Source organism: Maribacter luteocoastalis, from assembly GCF_048890225.1.
In the GTDB taxonomy this organism is placed as follows: domain Bacteria; phylum Bacteroidota; class Bacteroidia; order Flavobacteriales; family Flavobacteriaceae; genus Maribacter; species Maribacter luteocoastalis.
Genome location: NZ_JBMFZG010000013.1, coordinates 23,768 through 47,262, shown reverse-complemented (window position 1 = coordinate 47,262; position 23,495 = coordinate 23,768). Strand labels below are relative to the sequence as shown.

22 protein-coding genes are annotated in these 23,495 nt (G+C 35.4%); 12 read left to right on the top strand and 10 right to left on the bottom strand.

Annotated elements, in window-relative coordinates; genetic code table 11:
• Window positions 1-80 precede the first annotated feature (80 nt).
• From ACOCEA_RS17585 to ACOCEA_RS17555, 7 genes are all read left to right on the top strand, one after another.
• Entirely contained in the window at window positions 81-530 is a 450-nt protein-coding gene (locus tag ACOCEA_RS17585; RefSeq protein ID WP_420757587.1) for a pyridoxamine 5'-phosphate oxidase family protein, read from the top strand.
• Window positions 531-654: 124 nt separating this feature from the next.
• A complete protein-coding gene (locus tag ACOCEA_RS17580; RefSeq protein WP_420757586.1) occupies window positions 655-1,056 on the top strand; it encodes a hypothetical protein in 402 nt (133 codons plus the stop codon).
• A gap of 33 nt (window positions 1,057-1,089) precedes the next feature.
• A complete protein-coding gene (locus ACOCEA_RS17575; RefSeq protein ID WP_420757585.1) occupies window positions 1,090-1,956 on the top strand; it encodes a universal stress protein in 867 nt (288 codons plus the stop codon).
• A 51-nt stretch (window positions 1,957-2,007) separates the two neighbouring features.
• A complete protein-coding gene (locus ACOCEA_RS17570) occupies window positions 2,008-2,214 on the top strand; it encodes a dodecin family protein (protein ID WP_420757584.1) in 207 nt (68 codons plus the stop codon).
• Window positions 2,215-2,392: 178 nt separating this feature from the next.
• The gene (locus ACOCEA_RS17565; RefSeq protein WP_420757583.1) at window positions 2,393-3,031 is read left to right on the top strand and encodes a class I SAM-dependent methyltransferase; all 639 of its coding nucleotides are present in this window, start codon (window positions 2,393-2,395) and stop codon (window positions 3,029-3,031) included.
• Window positions 3,028-3,438, top strand: coding sequence for an archease (locus tag ACOCEA_RS17560; protein WP_420757582.1), 411 nt, complete (start codon window positions 3,028-3,030; stop codon window positions 3,436-3,438). The genes ACOCEA_RS17565 and ACOCEA_RS17560 overlap by 4 nt, the downstream gene beginning before the upstream one ends.
• Window positions 3,438-4,886: an RtcB family protein gene (locus tag ACOCEA_RS17555; protein WP_420757581.1), complete on the top strand. Its 1,449-nt coding sequence runs from the start codon at window positions 3,438-3,440 to the stop codon at window positions 4,884-4,886. The genes ACOCEA_RS17560 and ACOCEA_RS17555 overlap by 1 nt, the downstream gene beginning before the upstream one ends.
• Here ACOCEA_RS17555 and ACOCEA_RS17550 read toward each other — a convergent pair.
• Together ACOCEA_RS17550 and ACOCEA_RS17545 are read right to left on the bottom strand one after the other, a co-directional pair.
• Window positions 4,876-5,502 (bottom strand): phosphoribosyltransferase, encoded by a 627-nt coding sequence (locus ACOCEA_RS17550; RefSeq protein WP_420757580.1) that lies wholly within the window; start codon window positions 5,500-5,502, stop codon window positions 4,876-4,878. The genes ACOCEA_RS17555 and ACOCEA_RS17550 overlap by 11 nt on opposite strands.
• 7 nt (window positions 5,503-5,509) lie before the next feature.
• Entirely contained in the window at window positions 5,510-6,160 is a 651-nt protein-coding gene (locus tag ACOCEA_RS17545) for a dienelactone hydrolase family protein (RefSeq protein WP_420757579.1), read from the bottom strand.
• A 349-nt stretch (window positions 6,161-6,509) separates the two neighbouring features.
• Between ACOCEA_RS17545 and ACOCEA_RS17540 the strand changes: the two genes are divergently transcribed.
• A complete protein-coding gene (locus ACOCEA_RS17540; protein ID WP_420757578.1) occupies window positions 6,510-7,520 on the top strand; it encodes an AI-2E family transporter in 1,011 nt (336 codons plus the stop codon).
• Window positions 7,521-7,554: 34 nt separating this feature from the next.
• On the opposite strand, the gene ACOCEA_RS17535 is transcribed toward ACOCEA_RS17540, so the two are convergent.
• The 3 genes from ACOCEA_RS17535 to ACOCEA_RS17525 form a co-directional block, all read right to left on the bottom strand.
• Complete coding sequence (locus ACOCEA_RS17535) at window positions 7,555-8,373, bottom strand: universal stress protein (protein WP_420757577.1); 819 nt, start codon at window positions 8,371-8,373, stop codon at window positions 7,555-7,557.
• A 103-nt stretch (window positions 8,374-8,476) separates the two neighbouring features.
• Window positions 8,477-9,115 (bottom strand): hypothetical protein, encoded by a 639-nt coding sequence (locus ACOCEA_RS17530; protein ID WP_420757576.1) that lies wholly within the window; start codon window positions 9,113-9,115, stop codon window positions 8,477-8,479.
• A 938-nt stretch (window positions 9,116-10,053) separates the two neighbouring features.
• Entirely contained in the window at window positions 10,054-11,082 is a 1,029-nt protein-coding gene (locus ACOCEA_RS17525) for a S1C family serine protease (RefSeq protein ID WP_420757575.1), read from the bottom strand.
• Window positions 11,083-11,337: 255 nt separating this feature from the next.
• On the opposite strand from ACOCEA_RS17525, the gene ACOCEA_RS17520 reads away from it, so the two are divergent.
• Entirely contained in the window at window positions 11,338-12,837 is a 1,500-nt protein-coding gene (locus ACOCEA_RS17520) for a Do family serine endopeptidase (protein WP_420757574.1), read from the top strand.
• A gap of 6 nt (window positions 12,838-12,843) precedes the next feature.
• On the opposite strand, the gene ACOCEA_RS17515 is transcribed toward ACOCEA_RS17520, so the two are convergent.
• On the bottom strand, window positions 12,844-13,308 hold the full coding sequence (locus ACOCEA_RS17515; RefSeq protein ID WP_420757573.1) for a hypothetical protein: 465 nt from the start codon (window positions 13,306-13,308) through the stop codon (window positions 12,844-12,846).
• Window positions 13,309-13,495: 187 nt separating this feature from the next.
• Between ACOCEA_RS17515 and ACOCEA_RS17510 the strand changes: the two genes are divergently transcribed.
• Entirely contained in the window at window positions 13,496-14,005 is a 510-nt protein-coding gene (locus ACOCEA_RS17510; RefSeq protein ID WP_420757572.1) for a nicotinate-nucleotide adenylyltransferase, read from the top strand.
• Window positions 14,006-14,056: 51 nt separating this feature from the next.
• The gene (locus ACOCEA_RS17505; RefSeq protein WP_420757571.1) at window positions 14,057-14,227 is read left to right on the top strand and encodes a F0F1 ATP synthase subunit gamma; all 171 of its coding nucleotides are present in this window, start codon (window positions 14,057-14,059) and stop codon (window positions 14,225-14,227) included.
• A 22-nt stretch (window positions 14,228-14,249) separates the two neighbouring features.
• Here ACOCEA_RS17505 and ACOCEA_RS17500 read toward each other — a convergent pair whose 3' ends face one another.
• The 4 genes from ACOCEA_RS17500 to ACOCEA_RS17485 all read right to left on the bottom strand — a co-directional run bounded on the left by ACOCEA_RS17500 (window position 14,250) and on the right by ACOCEA_RS17485 (window position 20,463).
• Window positions 14,250-14,711 carry a pyridoxamine 5'-phosphate oxidase family protein gene (locus ACOCEA_RS17500; RefSeq protein WP_420757570.1) on the bottom strand — a complete coding sequence of 154 codons (462 nt, stop codon included), beginning with the start codon at window positions 14,709-14,711 and terminating at the stop codon, window positions 14,250-14,252.
• A 22-nt stretch (window positions 14,712-14,733) separates the two neighbouring features.
• A complete protein-coding gene (gene glgP / locus ACOCEA_RS17495) occupies window positions 14,734-18,990 on the bottom strand; it encodes an alpha-glucan family phosphorylase (protein WP_420757569.1) in 4,257 nt (1,418 codons plus the stop codon).
• Window positions 18,991-19,421: 431 nt separating this feature from the next.
• On the bottom strand, window positions 19,422-19,937 hold the full coding sequence (locus ACOCEA_RS17490; protein WP_420757568.1) for a hypothetical protein: 516 nt from the start codon (window positions 19,935-19,937) through the stop codon (window positions 19,422-19,424).
• 16 nt (window positions 19,938-19,953) lie between these two features.
• Entirely contained in the window at window positions 19,954-20,463 is a 510-nt protein-coding gene (locus ACOCEA_RS17485; RefSeq protein ID WP_420757567.1) for a ferritin, read from the bottom strand.
• A gap of 446 nt (window positions 20,464-20,909) precedes the next feature.
• On the opposite strand from ACOCEA_RS17485, the gene ACOCEA_RS17480 reads away from it, so the two are divergent.
• Window positions 20,910-22,859 (top strand): amylo-alpha-1,6-glucosidase, encoded by a 1,950-nt coding sequence (locus ACOCEA_RS17480; protein ID WP_420757566.1) that lies wholly within the window; start codon window positions 20,910-20,912, stop codon window positions 22,857-22,859.
• Window positions 22,860-23,495: the final 636 nt, after the last annotated feature.

Sequence of the window (23,495 nt, the reverse complement as noted above, 5' to 3'; positions counted from 1 at the left end):
GCGTATGCTATTATTTTTATGGAAATTCATTTCGATGGGATTTTAAAGTAAAAGAAGAACCATTTAAAACCAATACCAAAATGTTAGGAGAATTAACAAGTGGCCAAATTGAAAATGTATTGTACAGCACGGTTATTGGCCGATTAGGTTGTCATGCAGATGATGTAACCTACGTTGTTCCAATTACCTACGCCTACGATGGTAAATATATTTATGGGCATAGTACAGAAGGCATGAAAATAGACATGATGCGGAAAAACCCAAAAATTTGTTTGGAGGTAGATATTAGGGAGAATATGAGCAACTGGAGAAGTGTGATAGCTTGGGGCAATTTTGAGGAACTTGCTACACCTTATGAACGAGAGGCGGGTATGGAAATAATAATGGATAGGATAACGCCTATTATGACAGGTTCTACTACAGTTCAAAATTCAATGGTCGATGCCCAAGAAAAATATGTTGAAGCTATGAGGGGCGTTGTATACAGAGTAGAACTTACCAAGAAAACGGGTAGGTTTGAAAAGAGATAGCAGTGTTGTTATTAGTAGTCTTGAAATTAATCATTTTTATTTCTTATGTCTTAATTTTTGTAAAATGACCTAAATCATACCATAGCAAGTATCCCATTCTTTCCTTTGAGTGAAATTGTAGGTGATGAAACAGTTAAAATCTATTTGGAATATTTTTATTGTAGCCAGTATTTTACTAGTCGCGAGTTGTGGCCCGGTTGTCATATCCTCTAGGCCAAGTAGTCCACCTCCACCTTGGTTTTACCCAAATCGATTGGAAGTGGTACGTTATATCTATTTTCCGGAGTTTCATATTTATTATGATTTATCGGCAAGAACCTATCTCTACTTAGATGGTGGTATTTGGATACGCCGAAACGTATTGCCCCCAAAATATCGTGGTTTGGACTTGAGGCGTTCGCGATATGAAAGAATTAGGAATTACCATGATGATGATATAAAAAGATATCATGAGGAACATAATGCAAACAGGGGGCGAAGCAATAGGACCACAAGAAGCCCTAGAGACCCGAGAAACAGAAATTAAACAGTACCATACGTACTTCTATAGTAAATAATTATGAAAGCAATTCTATACGCAACCGATTTCTCAGATAACGCCGTAGCAGCTTTAAAATATGCCCATCAATTGAGTGTAAGTTTAAATTACCGTTTGGTGGTTTGCCATATTTTTGGACTTCCAATAATTGGGGATAGCGTAGTTTTGGATGATATACCCAAACTTCAGAAAAAGGCTAAAAAAGCGACTAGGGTTAAGTTGGAAAAATTTTGTTCAGAACACCTGGGCAAAGATTGGCGTACTAAAAATTTACAGATAGAACCGGTTGAAAATAGCACTATTCTTAACGGTATATTGGATACAGCCAACAATTGGCATGCAGAAATGATAATTGTTGGTATGAAGGGTGAAAGTAAATTGATTGATTTGCTTTTTGGTACCACCACCAATGCCCTCATTCAAAAAGCGCCATGTCCTGTTTTGGCTATTCCTGCCGATGCTAGTTATATGCCTATAAAACGGGTGGTCTATGCTACAGATTTTGAGGAGGAGGATATACATGCCATTCAAAAATTAGTAGAATTTGCAGAACCATTGGATGCAGAAATAAAGATAGTACATGTTTCTACAAGGGATGAGTATGCTGGAGATATGCAAATGGAATGGTTCAGGGATATGTTGGAGAGTCAGTTTCTTTATTCTAAAATAGAGTTCAAACTTATTTTTTCGGATGACATCTTTGACTCTTTGCGAATTTATTTAGGTGATATAGGGGCAGATTTGGTAGTGATGTTAGAACGTAAAAAAGAAGGTTTTTTAAGCAAATTGATACATAGGGACAAAGTAAAAAAAATGGAGTCCTATGGTAGGGTTCCGCTTTTGAGTTTTAACGAACATTATTTACAAACCTTCTATTATAATGTTTAACAGAAAAACCCTTGAATTAAGAATAATAATTAATCCTAAAAATAAATAGTTATGTCCGTATTAAAAGTAATAGAGATCTTAGGCAACTCAACAGTAAGTTTTGAGGATGCTGTGCAAAATGTTATTAATGAAGTATCTAAAACGGTAAATGATGTGAAGTCGGTTTACATAAAAGATATGCAAGTATCGGTAAAGAATAATAAAATATCCGAATACCGGGTAAATGCTAAGGTTACTTTCGGTATTCTCTCTGCTTAGTTAGTTTTGGTTTTCCTTAGTATCCGCCCAAGGTTCATGTGGTATACCTTGGGCGGATTTTTGTTTATTCCATTATTTTTTTTGGAAATCGCTTTCTAAATGTGTTAAAAAACTACGTAGTGATTTAGGTCATTGCCTTCATTGTCCTTTTTAAACATATTCAAGTAAAACTAGAATTATGGCACAGATTGAAACTTTTGAAGCGCATGTAAGGCAGTATGAAAATTGGTATGAAGAACATCCTGGGATGTACCAATCTGAGGTACTTGCAATTAAAGAGCAGTTACAGGAATTACCTGAAAACATTAGAGTCATAGAGGTTGGTTTGGGAACCGGAAGGTTTGCGGAAGCCTTGGGTATTAAAGAAGGCGTAGAGCCATCGCCTGAAATGGCCAAAAAAGCAAAAAAAAGGGGTATAGAAATTATTGAGGGAACTGCCGAACGATTACCATATTCGGCATTACAATTTGATTTTGTCCTGTTCGTTACCATTTGCTTTCTACAAAACATTAAGTTGGCCTTGAATGAGGCCCATAGGGTCTTAAAACCAAATGGAGCGATTATCATTGGTTTTTTGGACAAGGACCAAAATATTGCCAAAGAATATATGGCCCGCCGGCATAAAAGTAATTTTTATGGTAAGGCTACATTTTATTCGGTTAGTTATATAGAACGATTATTGAAGGAGGCTGGTTTTAAGGATTTAAAATTTAATCAGACTCTTTTTAATGGAGAAAAGGAAATTAAGGAAATACAGCTACCAAAACCTAGTTTTGGTGAAGGTTCTTTTGTTACTGTAAAGGCTATAAAAAGATGAAAGATTATTTGGAACATACCTCAGATGTAGAAGTAGAAGTAAAGGGAAATACATTGCAAGAACTTTTTGTGAATAGCTTAAAAAGTATGAACAATATTCTTAAAGAAGGTTCTTGTGATAAGGTAGAACATTATGATTGTTCCATGAAAATTGAAACAAAATCTGAGGATAGTACTTGCCTTTTAATTGACTTTCTTTCAGAGGTTTTGGCATTGTCCTATGTACATAAGACCATTTTTTGCTATGCTTATTTTTCGGAAATAACAGAAAATAAAATCGATGCCCAATTGTATGGTATTTGGTTTGACCAGTTTGATGAGGAAATAAAAGGCGTCACCTATCATGAGGCCGATGTAAAAAAGAACCAAGATAATATTTGGGAAACCCATATCATATTTGACCTCTAGTGCAAAAAATAACTAAATCACATATTAAAAAAGTTACCGATTATCTGTGGGAGATACCCAAATCTGTATTCTCTGAAATGAAGGTGCCCGCACGTATTCTAGCCAATGAGGAGTTGCTAGATGATATACTGGAAGATAGATCCTTGAACCAATTGGTTAATGTAGCCTGTTTGCCGGGTATTAAGTTAGCTTCCTTGGTAATGCCAGATGTACATGAAGGTTACGGATTTCCCATTGGAGGCGTTGCAGCAACAAATTATCCAGATGGGGCCATTACCCCTGGTGGAATTGGATATGATATCAATTGTGGAGTAAGATTAATGACTTCAAAATTAAATAGGGAAGATGTCCAAGATAAATTGGAGACACTGTCAAAAACCTTGTTGGAGCAAATACCGACAGGAATGGGAAAAGGGGGAACCATTAAAATATCGACAACAGAGATGAACGATGTGCTTGCCAAAGGTGCAGAATGGGCAGTGGAAAATGGGTATGGTACCTATCAGGATCTGGAACGGATAGAAAGCAATGGCAAATTACTTTTTGCCGATGCTAGTTTAGTTTCTATAATGGCAAAAAATAGGGGCGCAGATCAATTAGGAACCATAGGTTCGGGCAATCATTTTGTGGAGGTGGACTATGTTGAGGAAATTTATGATGAGGAAATTGCAAAAGCCTATGACCTTAAAATAGGACAAGTGGTCATATTGATACATACCGGGTCAAGAGGGCTAGGGCACCAAGTAGCAACAGACTACATTCGTAAAATGATGACGGCAATGGCCAAATACAATATCAAGGTACCAGACAGGGAACTTGCATGCGTACCTTTCAATTCTAAAGATGGCCAAGATTATTTTAAGGCCATGTGTGCTGCTGCTAACTACGCATGGTGCAATAGACAAATCATCTCTTGGGAAACTAGAAAGGCTTGGCATGCTGTTTTTGGAGATCAGGGAGGTGAATTAAGGTTACTGTATGATGTTGCGCACAACATAGCCAAAATAGAAGACCATACTATTGGGGGTGTGCAACAAAAGGTAATTGTACATCGCAAAGGGGCGACAAGGGCGTTTGGACCAGGTTTTAAAGATTTGCCCGAAGTGTATAGACAATATGGACAACCTGTTCTTATTCCTGGTAGTATGGGTACGTGCTCCTATGTGCTTTCGGGAACGGCCAAGAGTAAGGAAATTACTTTTGGCTCCTGTTGTCATGGGGCCGGTAGGCGTTTGTCCAGAACAGCGGCAAAAAGAGAGGTAAATGCCCCAGTTTTAAAACAGGAACTTTTAGACAAAGGTATTGTTGTAAAAGGGTCATTTAGAGGTATAGCAGAAGAAGCACCTATAGCCTATAAAGATGTAAATATGGTTGTAGATACGGTAGTTGCTTCAGGAATAGCAAAAAAGATTGCCAAATTAAGGCCTCTCACTGTTATTAAGGGGTAAATTCTTCCAAGATTTTTATGGCTTCCTGATCTGAAACTTGGTCAAAATTCTTGTAGTATTGACCTACGGCCCTAAAGTCAGTAGGTGATAATATACATACAACTTCGTCTATATATGGGGAATCTTCTAACCTATGTATTGTTGAGTATGGCGCTACTGGAACGGCAACAATCACTTTTTGTGGCTGCTGACCATGTACCAACTGTGCAGTTGCCATAATTGTATTACCAGTTGCAATACCATCGTCTACAATGATCACAACCTTGTCCTTTAGTATTTTTGGGGTCCTATGCTTATAATATTGATCCTGTCTGGTTTTTAGTGTTTCCCGTATTCGTTTGGTTTCCTCTTCTATATAGGTCTTAGGGATGTCCAAATCCTCATTCAAAATAACACTCTCTAAACTCACTGCTCCAATAGCATATTCTTTATTATAGGGATGACCTATTTTTTTTGAAAGAGCAACATCTAAATCTGCCCCTAACGCTTTAGCTATTATCGCACCCAAGGGAAGACCGCCCCTAGGTACCGCCAATACTACTTTTGATTCTTTGTTTTTATAGGCAGATAACCTATTTGCCAACTGATTGGCTGCATCTATTCTGTCTTTAAACATTGTTTCTTTATTTAGACGGTAACCACTTGGTAAACCATGCAGATGATTGTCTTGCCACTTCTTCCAATTTTCCTTTTTCCTCAAATAAATGACTTGCACCAGGTATAATTTCCAACTTACGTTCACATTGTAGATTATTATATGCTTTTTGGTTTAAAGTAATCACTACATCATCAAGGCCACCAACTAAAAGCAGTGTTGCAGCATTAACTTTATGTAATTCAGATAAGGCAAGGTCAGGTCGGCCACCTCTGGAGACCACAGCCTTTATTTCCTTACCAAAATGGGCTGCAGCCCTTAATGCCGAGGCCGCTCCTGTACTTGCTCCAAAATATCCAATAGGCAATCCTTTTGTTTCCATATGTTCTTGGACCCATTGGGTTACAGCAATTAATCTTTGGGTAAGTAGATCTATGTTAAACCTTGTTTCGTAGATTTCATCTTCTTTTTCTGTGAGTAAATCAAATAGAAGGGTAGCCAAGTTGTTTTGTTGTAAAACGTTAGCTACATAATTGTTTCTAGGACTTAATCTACTACTACCACTACCATGGGAAAATAAGACCAATCCCTTGGCGTTTTTTGGTACATGTAAAACACCTTTTAATACAACATTCTTTAAAGGAATAGATATGGTATTATGTATTTCTTTTATTAGCATGACTTTTTATTTTGATAAAATAAACCTTAGTTCAAAGGAAATACAATGATGCAAATCATTCTAAAGTGCCACACTATTAGTTTTAATCCAAACTGATAAATATCATTATGTGCCAGTACTGTCATGAGTACTTTTATAGTAAGGAGTGATATGTAATAACTGATTATTCAACCCTAGTTTTTCTTTTGGCATTCAGCCATTTTTATGCATTTAAAACCTTATAGATGAGTTCCTTTAATATCAAACTACCCAGTTTATTCTATTTTCTTAGTATATTGGTATTGACCATTACTATTCTTATTCTCGCAGAAGTCATCTTGGTTCCATTATGTTTTAGTTTTTTTTTGCCTTGATGTTAAAACCCATTGCAGTTTTTTTTGAAAGAAAGTTCCATAATAGGGTACTGGCTATTTTAGTAGCTTATATTGTAGCGTTTATACCATTATTGGCATTGATTCTATTTTTCTACAATCAATCAAAAATTTTATTTCTTGGTCTACCATCGATTAAGGATAAGCTTGAAAGCTTAAGTACAGATATTGTCACATGGTTGGGTACCCAATTACAATTAGATTCTAATACCTCTTCAGCATGGATTACCGATAATTTAGCATCAATTATGGATATTCCATTTACTTTTTTACAACGGAGTTTTGAGTCGGGAACTGCGTTGATTGCTAATATGGTACTGATTGCATTAATCACTTATTTTCTGCTACTGTATAGAACGGCATTAAAAAATTTTTTATTGGCCCAAATGAACCCTGAAGACAGAGGTACATTGGAAAAGCTTTTGGAGCAAATTCAAAAATTAACCAAAAGGTATATGGTAGGGCAAGGAATAATAATAGTAATTCTTGGCGTGCTAATTGGTTCTGGACTATGGTTAATTGGTGTTCCATATCCCTATTTTTGGGGATTTTTAGCTGGGTTTTTAGAAATTATCCCTTATGTTGGTACGTCTATTGGTGGTATTTTGCCGTTCTTTTATATGTTATTGATTTCTGACACCCTATGGCAACCTTGGGCAGTAGTGGCATTATACATTTTTATTCAACAAATAGAAGGTAACTTGATATCCCCAAATGTAATGGGCTCCAGTATTAAAATAAATCCTTTGTTTATTATACTCGGACTATTTCTGGGGGGATATATGTGGGGAATTTCAGGAATGATCCTGTCTTTACCTTTTCTGGCCATTTCAAAGGAAATTTTTAGAAGCTTTGATGTCTTAAAACCGCTAAGTTATTTAATGGAAGATGGCCTTTCTAAAAAGTCCGATATTTTCCTAAAGCAGTTTGATTACTCAAAAAATAGAATTTTTAAGCTATTTATTACCGAAGATAAACAAGACCTTTAGCGTTTCATGGTCTATTTTGAAATACTCTAAAACTTTAAATGTTTTCTGCTAACTGTGGTAAGACCAGTAAAGGTACGTTGGTCTGAAATGTCAAGTTTTTAATTACGGGTTCCCTCAATAATTTCTGAAAGAAACTGTGTTTGGTATTTAACAACGCTATCATACCAATATTTTCATTTTCATGGGTAAGTTGTTGTAAGGTATAGGCAATAGATTTTATAATAATCTCTTCCTTGAATTTCGTTTTAACCTCTTTCAGAATATGTTTAAGTAATTCCTTTCTACGTTCTTGTTCACTCGTAAGTTGCTTTTTTGCATGGAGATGTACCACGGACAATCTAGAATCCCACAGCTTCACCATGTTAATAAGAGGTGCCAATTCTGGTTCTATATAATAATGCTCGTAGTCACTGGCGAAAATAATTTCCTCAGGTAGGTCATAGTCATATGTTTGTGGAACGGTTATAATAGGGCAAGTATGAACATTTTTAATTAGATCAACGGTATTGCTGCCCATAAATACTTCGTGTAGGGTAGAGAACCCTTTAGTGCCAACAAAAATATAGTCCATTTTAATGTTCAAAACGGTCTTGTTTATCAAATTAAGTAATGAATCTGTCTCTAATATGATTTCGTAATAGTGTTTTGGATTGTCATTTTCAATTCGTACACGTTCCATTAATTTTTCTAAATCATTTCTACTGTCAGCCTTATTTCCAGAAATAGAAGGGGTGTCATGATACGCATGTAAAAAATAAAATTTACATACTTCCCTTTCTAAAAGATATACGGCGTAATAAATTGCTTTCTGTGCATTTTCGGAAAAATCGGTAGGTAATAGAATGTTGAGCATACTTGTTTATTTATGCCATAAATGTATCTGGAAAGTCAATATCTTACTATGATTTTTATCAGTTACGATAAATATACCAGGAACGTAATATCTCAGAAAGAGCCTAATGAAAAGTATCTATTACCCCTTCTTTCTCTAACTGTTTTATAGTTTGGGTAACATAGTCATTTACGGTTACTGATACATTTGAAGGATCAACTATATTAAAGGAGCCCACCCATAACAAAGATTTATCCCCATCTTGCTTTATATTATAAATTGAAGTTTCTATTTGATAAACACGATAATCATTATAATAATCAGGGGTATAATAAACATCCTGGAACCAGTAATAATATCTACCAAAACGATACCAAGTAAAACCAATGGGATAGTATTGTCCCGGATGGTAGACTCTTTTTTCATTCACACCAATTACTGCAGTCAAGATAACGGTATCAAACCCTTCAGAAATGAGTTTGTCCTTCATTTCATCTATTTCTGTTTCACTTTTTTTTGAATCTGTAAAGCTAGCATCAATAATGGTAGCACTTTCATGGGCATTTATGCCCCTTTTAATTAGTTCTGTGCTTAATTCCCTTTCAAATATTTTTCTGGCAGTTAGATTATCTGTCATTCCTACCACCAATAATTTTTCTGGTTGTAATTTGCTTATTTCTGGACTTTTCCAGCTACCAACAAACTGGGTAGAGGTACATGCCGAAATGATAAGGCATCCAAGGATGATTGCTATTTTTTTCATTATACATGTTATTTACGCTATTGTAGCCAAATGTAAATTCCTAGCAATTTTGCTACAATGACCTTAATCATTACAATGTCCTAATGAAGTAGAATTCATATTTCAAAGCATTATTTCTGAAGTGTTTTTGGATTGATGGTTAAACTAAATATGATCTTGGTTGTAGTGAATATGATGTATATAAAAACAGAAACAGGAGGCCATAGGTCTCCTGTTTCCTTAGAATAGCTCTAGTTATTCGTTTACTTCCATCCAATCCTTAAGTCATCTTATTTCTAAAATGATGTAGGGGCAGATTTGGTATTAAATAATTGGAACCATTCTGGCATTTATTACCTTACGATAATAAAGACCTTTTCTCAATATTTTAAAAAAAGGACAGGTCTATGTTTATATTCCGGTCCTTTTTATAGTAACTAAAACCAATTTATTTTCGAATGTTAACCAAGTGGAAACGTCTAGCTACGCATAAACTTGGGTTTTCAGATAAATAAATTTTAGTTACCTATATATGACTCCTAAGGCATTACTGCTTAGACGTCTAATTTATTTCCAGTTTAGTTTTTAAAAGAAACCGGGATACCGAAGTATTCCGGTTTCCTAAGAAACTTTCAATTCTACCCAATTACCGCTTACACTGATCCCTAATAGGAGCTATCGCTAGATCCGTTCGCAATTCAAATGGTTTAAAGGGTGCCCTTGATCGCTTCTATACTTATGGGCCATGTGTTCCCCCGAATATTGACCCAACTGTAATTTTATTTCAAAGAACTTTATCTTTTAATTATACTGCTAAACTAATGCTATGACCTACGCTTTAAAATGACCTAAGTCAGTTTATATATTTTTTTTGCTTTTTAACATTTATTATAAACATTCACTCTAGATATAACCGTGTATTTTATATCACTATTGAAGAATTAAAAGCTGTTTAAGGTTTACTCTATGGGCATAGTATCTTTTAAGACCATAAGTTTTCCTTTTCTTAGAATGGTAAATGAAAGGGGTTCACCCGTTTTTAAGGATAGTAATTTTTGCCAGGCCTTTAATAGATTCGTATTGTCTGTGAGAGGTATATCTTCTAATTTTAAAATAATATCCCCGCCAACCCATATTGTTTCACCCTCCAAGGTCATGGCATAACTACCCCCTTTAAGCCCTAATTTATGTCCTAAAGACGTACTGGCCACTTTTTCCACAAGAATACCACCAGACTGTGGCACGTTTAAAATTTCTGCCATAGTATCCGTAATAAAAAATGCCTCAATACCTGTCCATATACTGTGTTCCTTGTTTAGCATAGTTTTCGCAATATTTGAGGAAGATGCAAAACCCAACCCATTGAACCCGTGTGAATGACTAAGGATAAAACTGGCTATTCCTATTACCTCACCTTTTGTATTGAACATTGGGGCACCAGAGCTGCCCTCGTTAATGGCAGCATCGGTCTGTATGAATTCTGTATTTAAAAATCCCCCGCTCATATGTTTTCTACCATGTTTACCACTCACATAGCCTACGGAGAGCGACTGACCAATACCATATGGAGCACCAATAATAAAAACTTGGTCACCAATGCGCACTTTATCCGAATCACCCAAACGTACAGGGAGCAAAGGAGTACTTTTAGGTGTACTAAGTTTAATCAACGCCACATCGGCAGCTGGGTAGGTAAAAAGGACTCTTGCGGGAACTTCCTCCCCATCATTAAATACTACCGTGATTTCCTCTGCTGTTTGTACTATGTGGGATGCCGTAATAATTTCTCCAGTTTTGGAAATGACGAAACCTGAACCAATACCTTCAAGACCAACTGTATATTGTTGGTTACCCAAATCAACCAATTCTGGTTTTATGGTTCTTATCAAAACAACGGCCGCGTTCGCCTTCTCATATAAATCGCTTATTTGTTGTGAATAACTTAAGTTATATAGAAAAATGAATAGTAGGACTAGCTTGTTTTTCATTTCTTAAGATCTAATTAGAAGTAGTAAAGGGTTATATGTAATTCATTAGTCCTATGTAAAAAGGAAAAGAACTAATAGTAATGACAGACAACAAAGTAGTGTCCTATTTAATGGATTGAAATGATATAGATCATTTCAAGAAATGTTACACTCTGCTTACTTTATGCATTATATACTTGGTGAATGAATTTTAAAAATGCAATTGTTTTCTTTCACCAATACATAGTTCATCGTCATTATTCTAAATAGATTGTCATGAAAAAATTGAAAATATTCCTGCATTATTTGCCTATTGTACTTTTAACTCTTTTTGTTTTCGCTTGTAAAAATGAAAGAGATAGGGAAGAGAACGTTGATAATTTGCGAATGTCCTTTTATACACAAGAAATAGCGGATAAAACGCCACAGGCTAACAATCTTGATAATAAGGGAATGCCCCCAAATTTTACGGCAACTGCTAAAATGGTATTGGATGCGGTAGTTCATATTCGTTCTACGCAAGTTGTTTCTGACGCGGACGGCCAAATAACTCCTAGACAATTACCTGATATTTTCAAAGATTTTTTTGGAGATCGGTTTCAGTTACCTGAGAATATGCCACAACAACCTGTTGTAGGCTCAGGATCTGGTGTGATAATAGATGAGAAGGGGTATATAGTAACCAACAACCATGTAATCAATAATGCCAAAGAATTAGAAGTCACCTTACACGATAACGAAACGTATAAAGCAACGGTAATTGGTGCAGACCCAGCAACAGATCTTGCTTTACTACAGATAAAGGGAGCTAACTTAAAAGCATTATCATTTGTTGATTCTGACAATGTTGAGATAGGGGAGTGGGTATTGGCCATTGGCAACCCTTACAGCTTATACTCTACCGTAACCGCAGGTATTATTAGTGCAAAAGCAAGAAATATAAACATTAACCCAGAAAAATTTGCGGTGGAGAGTTTTATACAGACCGATGCAGCCATAAATCCTGGAAATAGTGGTGGTGCACTTGTAAATCTATCTGGGGAAATAGTAGGGATAAATACAGCCATAGCGAGTCAAACGGGTAGTTATAGTGGTTATGGTTTTGCCATTCCCAGTAATATAGTAACAAAAGTAGTTGCTGATCTTTTGGAATACGGGCATGTGCAAAGGGGTATGCTAGGAATTAACATAATAACCATGAATGGTAATTTGGCCAAGGAAAAAAAGGTGGATTTTAGAAAAGGGGTTTGGGTAGAAAATGTCAATGAAGACAGTGCCGCAGAAAAGGCAGGAATCAAGGCAGGGGACATCATTACCCAAATAGATGGAATAAACGTAACTACCTCACCAAGATTACAGGAAATCATTGCACAGCATAGACCAGGAGATAAACTTTCCTTAGTCGTGAACAGAAAGGGGACTGAGAAAAAAGTAGTGGTGACCTTGGAAAATGTCAAAGGCACTACAGAATTAAGTAAAAAGGAAAGTGTGGAGATGCTCAATTTTATGGGTGCAGATTTTGAGACCATTACAAAAGAGACCGCTGCTAAACTTAATATAGATGGTGGCGTTAAAATTGTTGAGTTATACCCAGGGGTATTACGACAGAAAACACAGATAAAAGTTGGTTTTATAATTACCCATGTAAATGGCAAAAAAGTAAATTCCATTAAGGATTTAGTAGAAGAGCTAGAAGGTAAAGAAGGTGGTGTTATGTTAGAAGGTGTATATGAAGACTTACCAGGAAAATATTATTATGCCTTTGGTATTGATTAATAAATATTAGCCTTTTAAAATGCCAACCTTCAGTTTGTTTAAAAATTCTTCTGTATCAATTAAATAGTCCGTTATTTTTAAAACTTCTTTTCGTTGTCTCTTAAATTCCATGGCAAAATAAGAAATATCATCCTCGAGAAGCTCATGTTCAGTTCTGAACGTATGTGAATCATAAGCAAAAGGATTATCAAGAAGCTCAGCAATATGATGTAAATGCGTATTTATTCTAACCAGTAGATCTTCAGCTTGTCCTTCCATTTCAATTAACCCCAAATCTAATTCTTTAACAATATCTATGTTTTCTTTTTTTAAGATCCAGATAAAATAATTATCAATCAGATGCTTTAAAAACGTTAAGTCGTCTTTATAGAATAACAAGTCAGACTTCCATTGTTCTGTAAGTTTATATAAGTCTTGCCATTCAGCATCGAATATAAATAGGTCCTTCGGTCTTTTTCTGTAATTATCCATGTCCATTAAAATTTGTCTTAAAAGTATTTAGGTGTATTTATGTTTGAAATGACCTAAGTCAGGAGGTGATTTTAAACACGAATTAAATCTTATGGTCATTGTTTTTTTAAGTATTATGGCTGATAAAGGTCATTTCTTTTAGATAAACTATGATGTAAATTCAATTTCTTCTTAAATAGTAATGATCATGAAAAAAGTTATCATAGGAATAGTTTTTATGGGCCTCACTGCACAGTCTTTTGCCCAAATAATAAAGCCAATAGAATTGTCTGAAGTTGTAGTCTATGCTACAAACTATAAATATTTACATAGTTTGGCATCAGATGAACCTGCACCGGTTCCGGTGGCAATGTTAGAACGTAAAGTAGCTGCTTTTAATCTTAAGGAATCTGAGTATTATGAGGATGACTATGGGACGTACAACATTAATTTTTATATACCAGAGGGTCGCATACTTGCTGCTTATGACAAAGACGGCAAACTTATGAGAACAGCGGAGCGCTTTAAAAATGTTGCCTTATCAAAAACAGTACGTCATGCCATTAAAAACAGATTTCCTGGGTGGAAAATAACAAAGGATATTTATTTGGTACAGTATCATGAAGACCGTGGAGTGACAAAAAAATATAAGATTAAATTGGAAAATGGAGACCAAGTAATACGGGTGAAAGTGGATGAAAAAGGAAATTTCATTTGAGTTTGAATAATTACTTGAAATGTATGTGGAACAAGGACCTTTTAAATATCCTTGGCCAGCGAAAATTACAGTCGCTTAGGTGCCATGCAACGAGCGGAAAAAAACATTGAAGATTTGCTTGATGAAGTCAATGACACGTACCACCGATTACGTCAAAGTTCAATAGACGAAGAACTTTTTGATGTAATATCTGGATTTGAGGCATTAAAAGACAAACTGTAAACGAATACCTTAATATACTATTTTACTCTTTTTTGGGCTTTCGTTGTTTACCGGTCATTGAAATTATATTAATTCGATAAACAACCGGCATTCCTTTGGTATTTAACTGTACTGAAAAGTCACTTATAAACTCTGGATGCATATGTTCCTTTTCTGTCACCATTTTTTTTACACCCTGGGTGAACAAGTGGAGTTTGTGCTTGGCATCTATTTGGTGAAGTTCCTCAAAGGTTCCATGAAGCAAGATAGATCTCCAATTATTTACGGTATCTATTTCCTCTACTTCTAGGGATACTGCTTTGTTTTTGCGCATCGCATTTATTTTATGCCCTTCTATGGCATAACTTATTATGCTATTATTGGCCTCGTCAAAAAAAAAGGTTATGGGTAAGACATAAGGTTTTTTGTTAGAGATAAATGCCAAATGACCTAAATAATTATTGCGGAGAATATCAATGCATTCATTTTTTTTTAAATTAATCATAGTGTTTTATTTATAAGTTAGACTAAACCCATTTTACCAAGGGTAAATTTCTTCGGTGGTTCACCATCGGATTTTTTGGAAAAAAGCGAATATCATACTGAAATGCTCCTGTAAAAGAAGCGATGGCTTCCCCTTTGTACACGGCTTGATTTTTTTTGCTTTCTACTAACTGTAATTCTGTTATCTCTTTTATTTTAAAACAAATTCCATCTTTGGAACGTTTAGCAAAAACCAGTTCTACGCCAATATCTGTTGCCAAAAGTTCTCCAAGATTTATAGTGATTTCTGCTGAAAATTCCTCTCCCAATTCTAAGGATTGGTTATCGTTTGAGAATTGTACATCTACAATGGAAATTTTTGGCCATTCTTTATTGATTTTCTTGGTCCATGCAACATAAGTCTTTGTTAGCTCAAAATTATTCTCTTCCATTTTTTTTACTCGCCGGTACATTTTAGCATAGTAGTTTGTCTTGTACTGGTCTAGTACCCTTGACATGGTAAAATGGGGGGCAATGTTTACAAAGCCTTTTTTTATTCGTGCTATCCATTTTTCCGAAATTCCCTTTTCATTTATATCGTAATATTCCGGAATAATTTCATGTTGCAGGATATTATAAATGGTTTCTGCATCTAGATCATCCTGATCAGACTGATTTTCATATATGCGTTCTTTGGGCAAGGACCATCCACATTCTGCGTTGTTTGCCTCGGCCCACCAGCCATCCAATACACTAAAGTTTAAGGTGCCGTTCAATATGGCTTTCATTCCACTGGTACCGGAGGCCTCGTGACCTCTTTCTGGCGTATTTAACCATACGTCCGCTCCTTGTATCAATAATCGGGCTAGATCCATATCATAATCTTGTACAAATAATATTTTTCCTAAAAATTCTGGGCGCTGTGACACCTCTAGTATTCTTTGAATTATATTTTGACCTGCTTTATCTGCTGGATGTGCCTTTCCTGCAAATATGAATTTTACAGGTTTTTCTGAATGGTTGACAATTTTAGAAAGTCTATCAGTATCCCTAAATAAGAGATCTGCTCGTTTATACGTGGCAAAACGACGCGCAAAACCAATTATAAAATCGTTCACTTTTAGGGAGTTAAAAATTTCATAAACCCTGGCCGCATGTAAATGCAAATCTCTTATTTCATTTTTCAACCTATTTTGAATACCATCAATAAGCTCTATTTTAAGTTTTTTCTTAGTTTCAATGATGTGTTGGGAAGGTATGCTCTCTGCCTTGGCCCAATAGGATTGATTTGAGATATTGTCGAAAAAATCGTCCTTGAAATATTTAATGAACACTTGCTGCCATTGGGGTGCCGTCCAGGTAGCATAATGCACACCATTGGTTACGTTATCTATTTCCAATTCCTCGTCAAGCAAACCTTTCCAAATAGGGCTGAACATTTTTTGGGTTACACCAGCATGTATTTTACTAACAGCATTTATTTCGCCCGATAATCGTGCAGCCAAATAGCTCATTGAAAATTGTTCATTACGATTTGATGCATTTATTTTTCCAAAACCTAAGATTCGCTCCCAAGGAATATTTACGGTATCCGCTAAGTGTGATTGGTAACTCCTTAATAAATCTTCTTCAAAAACATCGTTACCTGCGGCAACAGGGGTGTGCGTAGTGAATAGGGTAGAGGATTTAACAAATTCCAAAGCTTCATCAAAACCAAGGTTTTTTCCCATTACTAATTTGGCAATTCTTATAAGCGCTGTAAAAGCCGTATGGCCTTCGTTATAATGATAAAGATCTGGATGTATATCTAGAATTTCAAGTAGTTCTATGGTACTTATAGCCAACAGTAATTCTTGTTTTAGACGATTTTGGTTATCCCCACCGTATAAATGATGGGTTATCTTTTTATTTTCATCACCATTCTCCGGAATATCGGTATCAAATAGATAGAGGGGTATATGTCCGACCGATACTTTCCATACTTGAACATTGATCATAGGTCCACGCAACGGTAATTGTATGATTAATCTATTTCCCTCGGAATTCATTACCGGACATATTGGTAAATGGGTAAAGTGTTGTTTTTTGTACGTAGCTACCTGAGCTCCTTGCAGTGTTAGGCTTTGCTTAAAATACCCATATCTATAGAGTAGTCCAAAGGCAACTATATCTGTGCCCATGTCACTGGCTTCCTTTAAGAAATCACCAGCCAATATTCCTAGTCCTCCGGCATAAATAGGTAAGGATTCATGCAAGCCATATTCCATACACAGATAGGCAACTTTAGGCGAAGGCTTTTCAATTTTAGAGGCCATATAACCATTAAAATCCGCTATCATGTGCTTGAGTTGCTCTCTAAACTTTTCGTCTTTTTCCAATTCTAAAAACCGTTGATAATCTAATAAGGTCAATAATGCGATAGGATTATGGCCTACGGCTTCCCAAAGGTCGGCATCAATGTACATGAAAAGCTCATTAACCTTGGGATGCCAGGTCCACCAAAGATTGTTACTCAATGTTTCCAAGTCTTGTAGTGCTTTGGGAATTCGGAATTTTACCATAGCGCTTTTCCAAATGGGTTCATTGGATTTTGCTGGAGCGGTATAAGATTTTGGAACAATTTCAAGAAAGTGTTCTAAACTTTTTATTTTTAACATATGTCTTTCCAATGCCATGCTATACACTTGGTCATAATTGTTGATAAGATTTCTCCATAAAAAGGATCGGGATATTTTGTATGCTTTTTCACGAGCAGCTTCTAGTTCACTATTGGTTTTAGTGCTAAATTCATAGATATGGTTCGCGATTTGGTCGATTACAGTTTGATCGTTAAAATCAGATCGTTCAATTACCAACATGCCTTCTTTACTATTTTTGATTTTTGATTTTACTTGCTGCCCAAAACCGGTTAATGTAGTGGTTACAGTTGGCACATGAAAGGACAGACTCTCTAATGGAGTGTATCCAAATGGTTCATAATAGGAAGGAAATACAGTAAGGTCAAAACCTATTAATATATCGTAATACGGCAAATCAAAAACACCATCATTACCATTTAAATAGATGGGAGCATATATAATTTTAGTCCTTTGATCAATTTCATTTTTTAAACTACTATTTTTTATCTGCTGCCATATCCTGTCATGACCGGGGTCTTGAAGGTAATGGGTTAATATAGAGGAGGGTTTGTGGTCTTCGTTCTGATGATCTGACTTAAGGGCCTCCATTATTTCGGAAACTGGGGAAGTATGTGCTGCTGGAACAATTACAAATGCAATTATGTCTTTTTTTAGTTCGGTTTTAATACCTAATCCTGATATTGCATCCACAAAAAGATCTATGCCTTTGTTCTTATATTCGTAGCGACCACTTGTGGCTACTAAAAAGCTATCTTTTTTTAACTTATAACCTACCGCGGACGATGCAACTTGTAGGAGCTTTTCCCTAGCTTGGTTACGCTTTTCGTCAAATAGGTTGGTTTTAGGCACAAAAGTATCATCAAAAGCATTTGTGGTTACCTTATCCACTCCCTTACCTAATAATTGCTGACATTCCCTGGCAGTATTATTACTCACTGTAGTGAAAACATCAGCCGTTATAGCTGAAGTTTTTTCTAAGGAGTGTTTGGCAACGGTATTAAAGCTATTGGCCACCTGATCACCATTGTAGGTGTCGAATCTACTGTAAAAAGGTTGTGCACTATTGCAAAGGGCCCTACCTACTACGGTGGCATGTGTTGTAAATACGGTGGCAATTTCAGGAACCATATTTTCTAGATATAATATACCTGCCCCGGTCATCCACTCATGAAAATGTGCAATTACCTGATTACCTTTAGTAAAGTAAAACCCTTTCAAATCCTCTATTACCTTACCTGCCGCAAAGCCAAATAAAGCGGGCTCTATATAATCCCATCCACCACTTAAAGAATCTAGTCGATTCTTGGACCATAAATCACCAAAAATTTGATCTTTCATTACAAATAATGGTGAAAAATCTATTAGTATGGTAATTGGTTTGCTGGGAATATCCCACTTGCCGACTCTGATCTTAATTCCGTCTGTGTTAAATTGACCTTTCCATTCTTTAAAAAGTTCATCATCTTCTATAAATTCTATATTTCCTCTACTGCCTTTATAAAGATCGGGCCCAAGCATTATAAAGTGATCACCAAATTTTTCTTGCATTAGGGTAGCCTTTGTAGACACAACGGTGTAAATACCGCCTACTTTATTACAGACCTCCCAACTAACTTCAAATACGTAATCTGTTTTTAGAAGTGATTTTTTATTTTCCGTCATACGTTTGAGTATTAGAAATTAACAGCAGTCAAATCCATTAGAGCATGTAGAACATTTGAAGTAAGAATTTTTAAAATAAAATGTGTGATTAGCATGGTCTAAGTATATGAGCTAACTTGGCTTTTGATTTTCAATATACGCGTTCCGGTAAATCATTCTACTTCTTACTTTTACCATATTTTGTTTATCGGTTCTATTGGTATTTAACCTTAAAATTATATATAGAAAAGTGCTTTATAAATGACTTACATCATATGTACAAGATTGTACAAAGAATAGGTCATACCGTCATAGCAAAAATCTATAAATTGGTATGTTGGATACCAAACCAAAAAGACAATGTCAGTTACTGTAAAAGTAGTTTTTGTAGAAAAATAATAGCCTAGCTAAGGAGCTAAGTGTGTACTTTAAAAATAGCAGGATAGTATCACTTATTGGTCTTTAATACTTTCATTCGGAGTTACAATTTTTTCTAATGCCTTAATTATCTCATCTATGTCATGTTTGACCTCTTCTTGAAATTTCTTTTGCTTTTCTTTCGCATTAGAATTGAAAGCAATCATATTTTCTTTGAACTCAAGAGTGCGCATCTCCAATTTTTCTTTTAGCCCAAGGTTTTTTTGTTCTAAACTGTCCAAAGTTTTTTGAAGTTTTTCACGTTCTATTTCATCGAATTTGGCGATATTTTCACGTAACTTTTTTATTTGATCTCCTGTGTTTTTAACAAGACCCTCCGATTCATCTTTAAATTTTTCCCAGTCTTTTTTTATTGTTTTCCCAATATCATCCTGCATCCTATCTTTATCATAACGATTTAAGCCTTCAGTCACAGATACACTATCCGTTGCATCTTCCTTATATTTTTCAGCCTGTTTCTGTTTGCAGTTGCCAAATAGTAACAAAGCGAAACAGCTACTTAAAATTGTAAAAGCAATACTATTTTTCATGATTCTTTTATTAGTATCATTCCGATAATTTTTCCATTTCCTCGTCGAGTTCCCTTAACATATCCGATTTTTCTCCAAATGCATTACATCTATCCAGTAGGTTTTGAAACTTGTCTAATTCTTCGGCCTGTTCCTTACAGTACCAAAGCCCTAATTCTGCTACCATGTAATTTTCTTCTTTATATGCGGCCTTGGTAAGCGCATAGCATTGTTTTGTGATTTCTGTTTCATGGGCAAAGGCTATTTGTATGGCTTTAGGGAGATTTTCAAATTCCTGCTCGGGTTGTTTAAGTGCAGATGTAATAGGTTGAACTCCATTGGCCAAGAGCATTGCTCTGGCTTTACCAGCATGTTCTAATTCTTCCTCACTATATTTCTTGAATAATTTGCCAGCACCCAAATACCCTTTATCGATTGACCATAAAGACATGGAAAGATATGTTCTTGAGGAAAATTCTTCTTGTTCTACCCTATAATTAAGTAATTGAACTATTTCCGTGCTTAAAAATTCTGACTTAGTTTTCATATGATAGTTTCTTGCACATTAGTTGTTCTTTTACCTCTATTGTGTTAATCTCCCAAATTTATAGGAATGGTCTATCGTTTCAAATGACCTATATCAGAGAAATATCAATTCTATATACAAGAATTCCTTTTAAGTTTTTATAAACTGATCTTAGGTTTCCAAAGTTTCAAGACTATGCAAGACAGTTAGTACTTCTAGAAATATTGAAATCCGGCCGATAAATGGGTAAAGAATTTTTATGGTATACCAATCCGTTGAATACCATTTATTTTAAGCCGCTGGAAATAGGTTTTTTAGAACATGATCTAGATCATTCTAGTTTGACCAAATACAGCTTTATTTTGATTCAATACTGCTTATTACTCTTAAAGTGGCATCCTTTATAAGGAATATCTTGAAATGGATTGATGAAAAATCAATTCATAAATAATATGTTTTAGGAAAGTATGGAAGATCTATTTGATAAGGAATGGTTATTGACCAACGGACTAGGGAGTTTTTCTTCTGGGACTGTTAGTGGAGCCAATACAAGACGTTACCATGGCCTGTTAACTGCGGCCCTTAACCCTCCAACAGATAGAAGGGTAATGGTTGCAAAAATTGAAGAACGTATTTATGTAGAGGGTACATATCACGATTTATCCTGTAATCAATATCCAGATGTTGTACACCCAACTGGAACCAAATATTTAAACAATTTTGATGTTGCTCCTTTTCCAACTTGGCACTACGGGATGAATACTTGGCAATTAGAAAAAAGTATTTCCATGGTTACTGATTCTAATACCACATTGATTAAATATATTAATAAAGGCAAGAATCCTTTTGTTCTGGAGCTTCACCCGCTTTATGATGACAGTGATTTTCATAGCACATTTCATAAAAACACATACACCGATTTTTATTCAGAGATTCTGGGAAGCCATATAAAAACCTATGCCCATTACGGAAGCAAGCCTATTTTCACAAGTTGGAGTGTAGGGGAGTTTTTTGAGGCTCGTGCATGGTATCGGAATATTGTGCTTCTTAAAGAACGGGAACGAAACTTAGATTTTTTATGTGATTATTATAGAATTGGTTATCTGAGGCATGAATTAAAACCAAATGAGGAAATGATTTTGTGCTTTACTTTAGAGGAAGGACATCAGAAAGATATGGTGGACTTTTGGCCTACGGAAAATAAAGAATCAAACGGAAGTAATGAAATTCAAAGACAGAATTTTTATAAGGACTTACTACGTTCCGGTAAGCAATTCTTGGTCAGAAGGACATCTACCCAAACCATGTCGATTATTGCCGGCTATCCATGGTTTGCAGATTGGGGACGGGATACCATGATCGCTATGCGTGGCTTGACAATAGCTACTGGGAACAAATTGGCTTCCAAATCAATCTTATCTACTTTTTTTTGCAGCATTGATCAGGGAATGATTCCAAATAGATTTCCCGATAATAGTGAGGATGTGGTCCCATATAATGCCATGGATGCTACTCTTTGGTTATTTATTGCTACTTATGAGTACTTTACTAAGTTTAACGATTTTGCTTTCATAAAAAGGCATATGAACGTGTTAAAGTGGATTTTGGATTGTCATATAGAAGGAACACGCTTTAATATTCACGTTACCGAAGAGGGATTTTTATATGGAGGGGAGAAAGGGCAGCAGCTTACATGGATGGACGCTAAAGTTAATGACTCTGTAATCACGCCCAGGCAAGGTTGCCCTGTTGAAATCAATGCTTTATGGTACAATGCCTTGAAAATTTATGAGAAATTCTGTAAAAACTTTGATATCATGTTCGGATCCAAGTACAAAGAAATCATAACCCAATTTGAAACTAATTTCTCCAGGATGTTTACAAATTCAGAAGGAACTCTTTTTGATGTAATAGTACCTAACGGCCCTAAAGACGATAGCTTTAGGCCTAACCAATTATTTTGTCTGAGTTTGCCTTTCAATATATTACAAACAAAACAGCAAAAAGTAATTTTTGAGACTGTCCGTGATATGTTGTTTACCCCTTATGGCTTAAGGACACTTAACCAAGCCAACCCTAATTATAAAGGTGAATATAGTGGAGACCCATTACAGAGAGACACTGCGTATCATCAGGGAACCGTATGGCCATACTTACTTTATGAGTATTATCATTCATTTTTTAAACTATATGGAGCTAATTTGAAGAATAAAAAAAAGGTTGTTGAAGAATTGACTTCTTTAAAAGATCATTTTTATAACCATCAAGGGTTACATTGTATCTCCGAGATTTTTGATGGTGATGCACCAGAAAAGGGTAAGGGGTGTATTCAACAGGCGTGGTCAATTGCTGCAGTGATCCAAATATATACTGAATACAATTTATTTGAATTAGATAGACCAAATACAACAGTTTAGAGAGAACAAAACCGTTGTTTTGGGTGATTTTACCAATGTGGCGAGAGGCGGATTTGAACCCTTGGCCTCTTGATTATGAATTCCCCTCTTAATTTTTCAATAGCCTGTTTATAGGCGGTTGAGAGATGCTATAGTAGAAAATCGTGTTCCAAAACGTGTTCAGTTTTGTGTTCACGATTAATTAAAAAATTACTAATTGAAAGTAGTATATTTTGATGAAATAAACATCATGGTTTTAATATAAATCTAGAGGCATAAATAAAAATAGTAGACTAGAAATTTCTTAACTGGGCCAATCATTTTAGTCCTGGTTAAAAGTTATGATTTTGTCCTACCTACTGCGTTTTGCTCCTTTCCAACTCATGATAACTAAAATAGAAATAAGGAATATCTGAATTGGAAGTGAAATATGTAAAATGTCTTGCTCGCTATTAAGCATTCTGAGAATTCGTTATACAACTTTTTGAACTTCGACCGGCATTTTTTTCTTGGAATCCATTCCAAAATTGTTCGGTCGCTTTTGAACCAAAGGATAATATCATATCTTTTGCCTTACTAACATAAAAAATAATTATTTTGTTTTAAGTAAAAAATGGTTATTGCCTCAGTTCTTTTGTCATGTGCCGTTTTAATTTA

Excerpts from the sequence above, each read along its gene's own strand:
- ACOCEA_RS17585 (WP_420757587.1), top strand. The coding sequence starts at position 81 with ATGTTAGGAGAATTAACAAGTGGCCAAATTGAAAATGTATTGTACAGC.
- ACOCEA_RS17580 (WP_420757586.1), top strand. The coding sequence starts at position 655 with ATGAAACAGTTAAAATCTATTTGGAATATTTTTATTGTAGCCAGTATT.
- ACOCEA_RS17575 (WP_420757585.1), top strand. The coding sequence starts at position 1,090 with ATGAAAGCAATTCTATACGCAACCGATTTCTCAGATAACGCCGTAGCA.
- ACOCEA_RS17570 (WP_420757584.1), top strand. The coding sequence starts at position 2,008 with ATGTCCGTATTAAAAGTAATAGAGATCTTAGGCAACTCAACAGTAAGT.
- ACOCEA_RS17565 (WP_420757583.1), top strand. The coding sequence starts at position 2,393 with ATGGCACAGATTGAAACTTTTGAAGCGCATGTAAGGCAGTATGAAAAT.
- ACOCEA_RS17560 (WP_420757582.1), top strand. The coding sequence starts at position 3,028 with ATGAAAGATTATTTGGAACATACCTCAGATGTAGAAGTAGAAGTAAAG.
- ACOCEA_RS17550 (WP_420757580.1), bottom strand. The coding sequence starts at position 5,502 with ATGTTTAAAGACAGAATAGATGCAGCCAATCAGTTGGCAAATAGGTTA.
- ACOCEA_RS17545 (WP_420757579.1), bottom strand. The coding sequence starts at position 6,160 with ATGCTAATAAAAGAAATACATAATACCATATCTATTCCTTTAAAGAAT.
- ACOCEA_RS17535 (WP_420757577.1), bottom strand. The coding sequence starts at position 8,373 with ATGCTCAACATTCTATTACCTACCGATTTTTCCGAAAATGCACAGAAA.
- ACOCEA_RS17530 (WP_420757576.1), bottom strand. The coding sequence starts at position 9,115 with ATGAAAAAAATAGCAATCATCCTTGGATGCCTTATCATTTCGGCATGT.
- ACOCEA_RS17525 (WP_420757575.1), bottom strand. The coding sequence starts at position 11,082 with ATGAAAAACAAGCTAGTCCTACTATTCATTTTTCTATATAACTTAAGT.
- ACOCEA_RS17520 (WP_420757574.1), top strand. The coding sequence starts at position 11,338 with ATGAAAAAATTGAAAATATTCCTGCATTATTTGCCTATTGTACTTTTA.
- ACOCEA_RS17515 (WP_420757573.1), bottom strand. The coding sequence starts at position 13,308 with ATGGATAATTACAGAAAAAGACCGAAGGACCTATTTATATTCGATGCT.
- ACOCEA_RS17510 (WP_420757572.1), top strand. The coding sequence starts at position 13,496 with ATGAAAAAAGTTATCATAGGAATAGTTTTTATGGGCCTCACTGCACAG.
- ACOCEA_RS17500 (WP_420757570.1), bottom strand. The coding sequence starts at position 14,711 with ATGATTAATTTAAAAAAAAATGAATGCATTGATATTCTCCGCAATAAT.
- glgP (WP_420757569.1), bottom strand. The coding sequence starts at position 18,990 with ATGACGGAAAATAAAAAATCACTTCTAAAAACAGATTACGTATTTGAA.
- ACOCEA_RS17490 (WP_420757568.1), bottom strand. The coding sequence starts at position 19,937 with ATGAAAAATAGTATTGCTTTTACAATTTTAAGTAGCTGTTTCGCTTTG.
- ACOCEA_RS17485 (WP_420757567.1), bottom strand. The coding sequence starts at position 20,463 with ATGAAAACTAAGTCAGAATTTTTAAGCACGGAAATAGTTCAATTACTT.
- ACOCEA_RS17480 (WP_420757566.1), top strand. The coding sequence starts at position 20,910 with ATGGAAGATCTATTTGATAAGGAATGGTTATTGACCAACGGACTAGGG.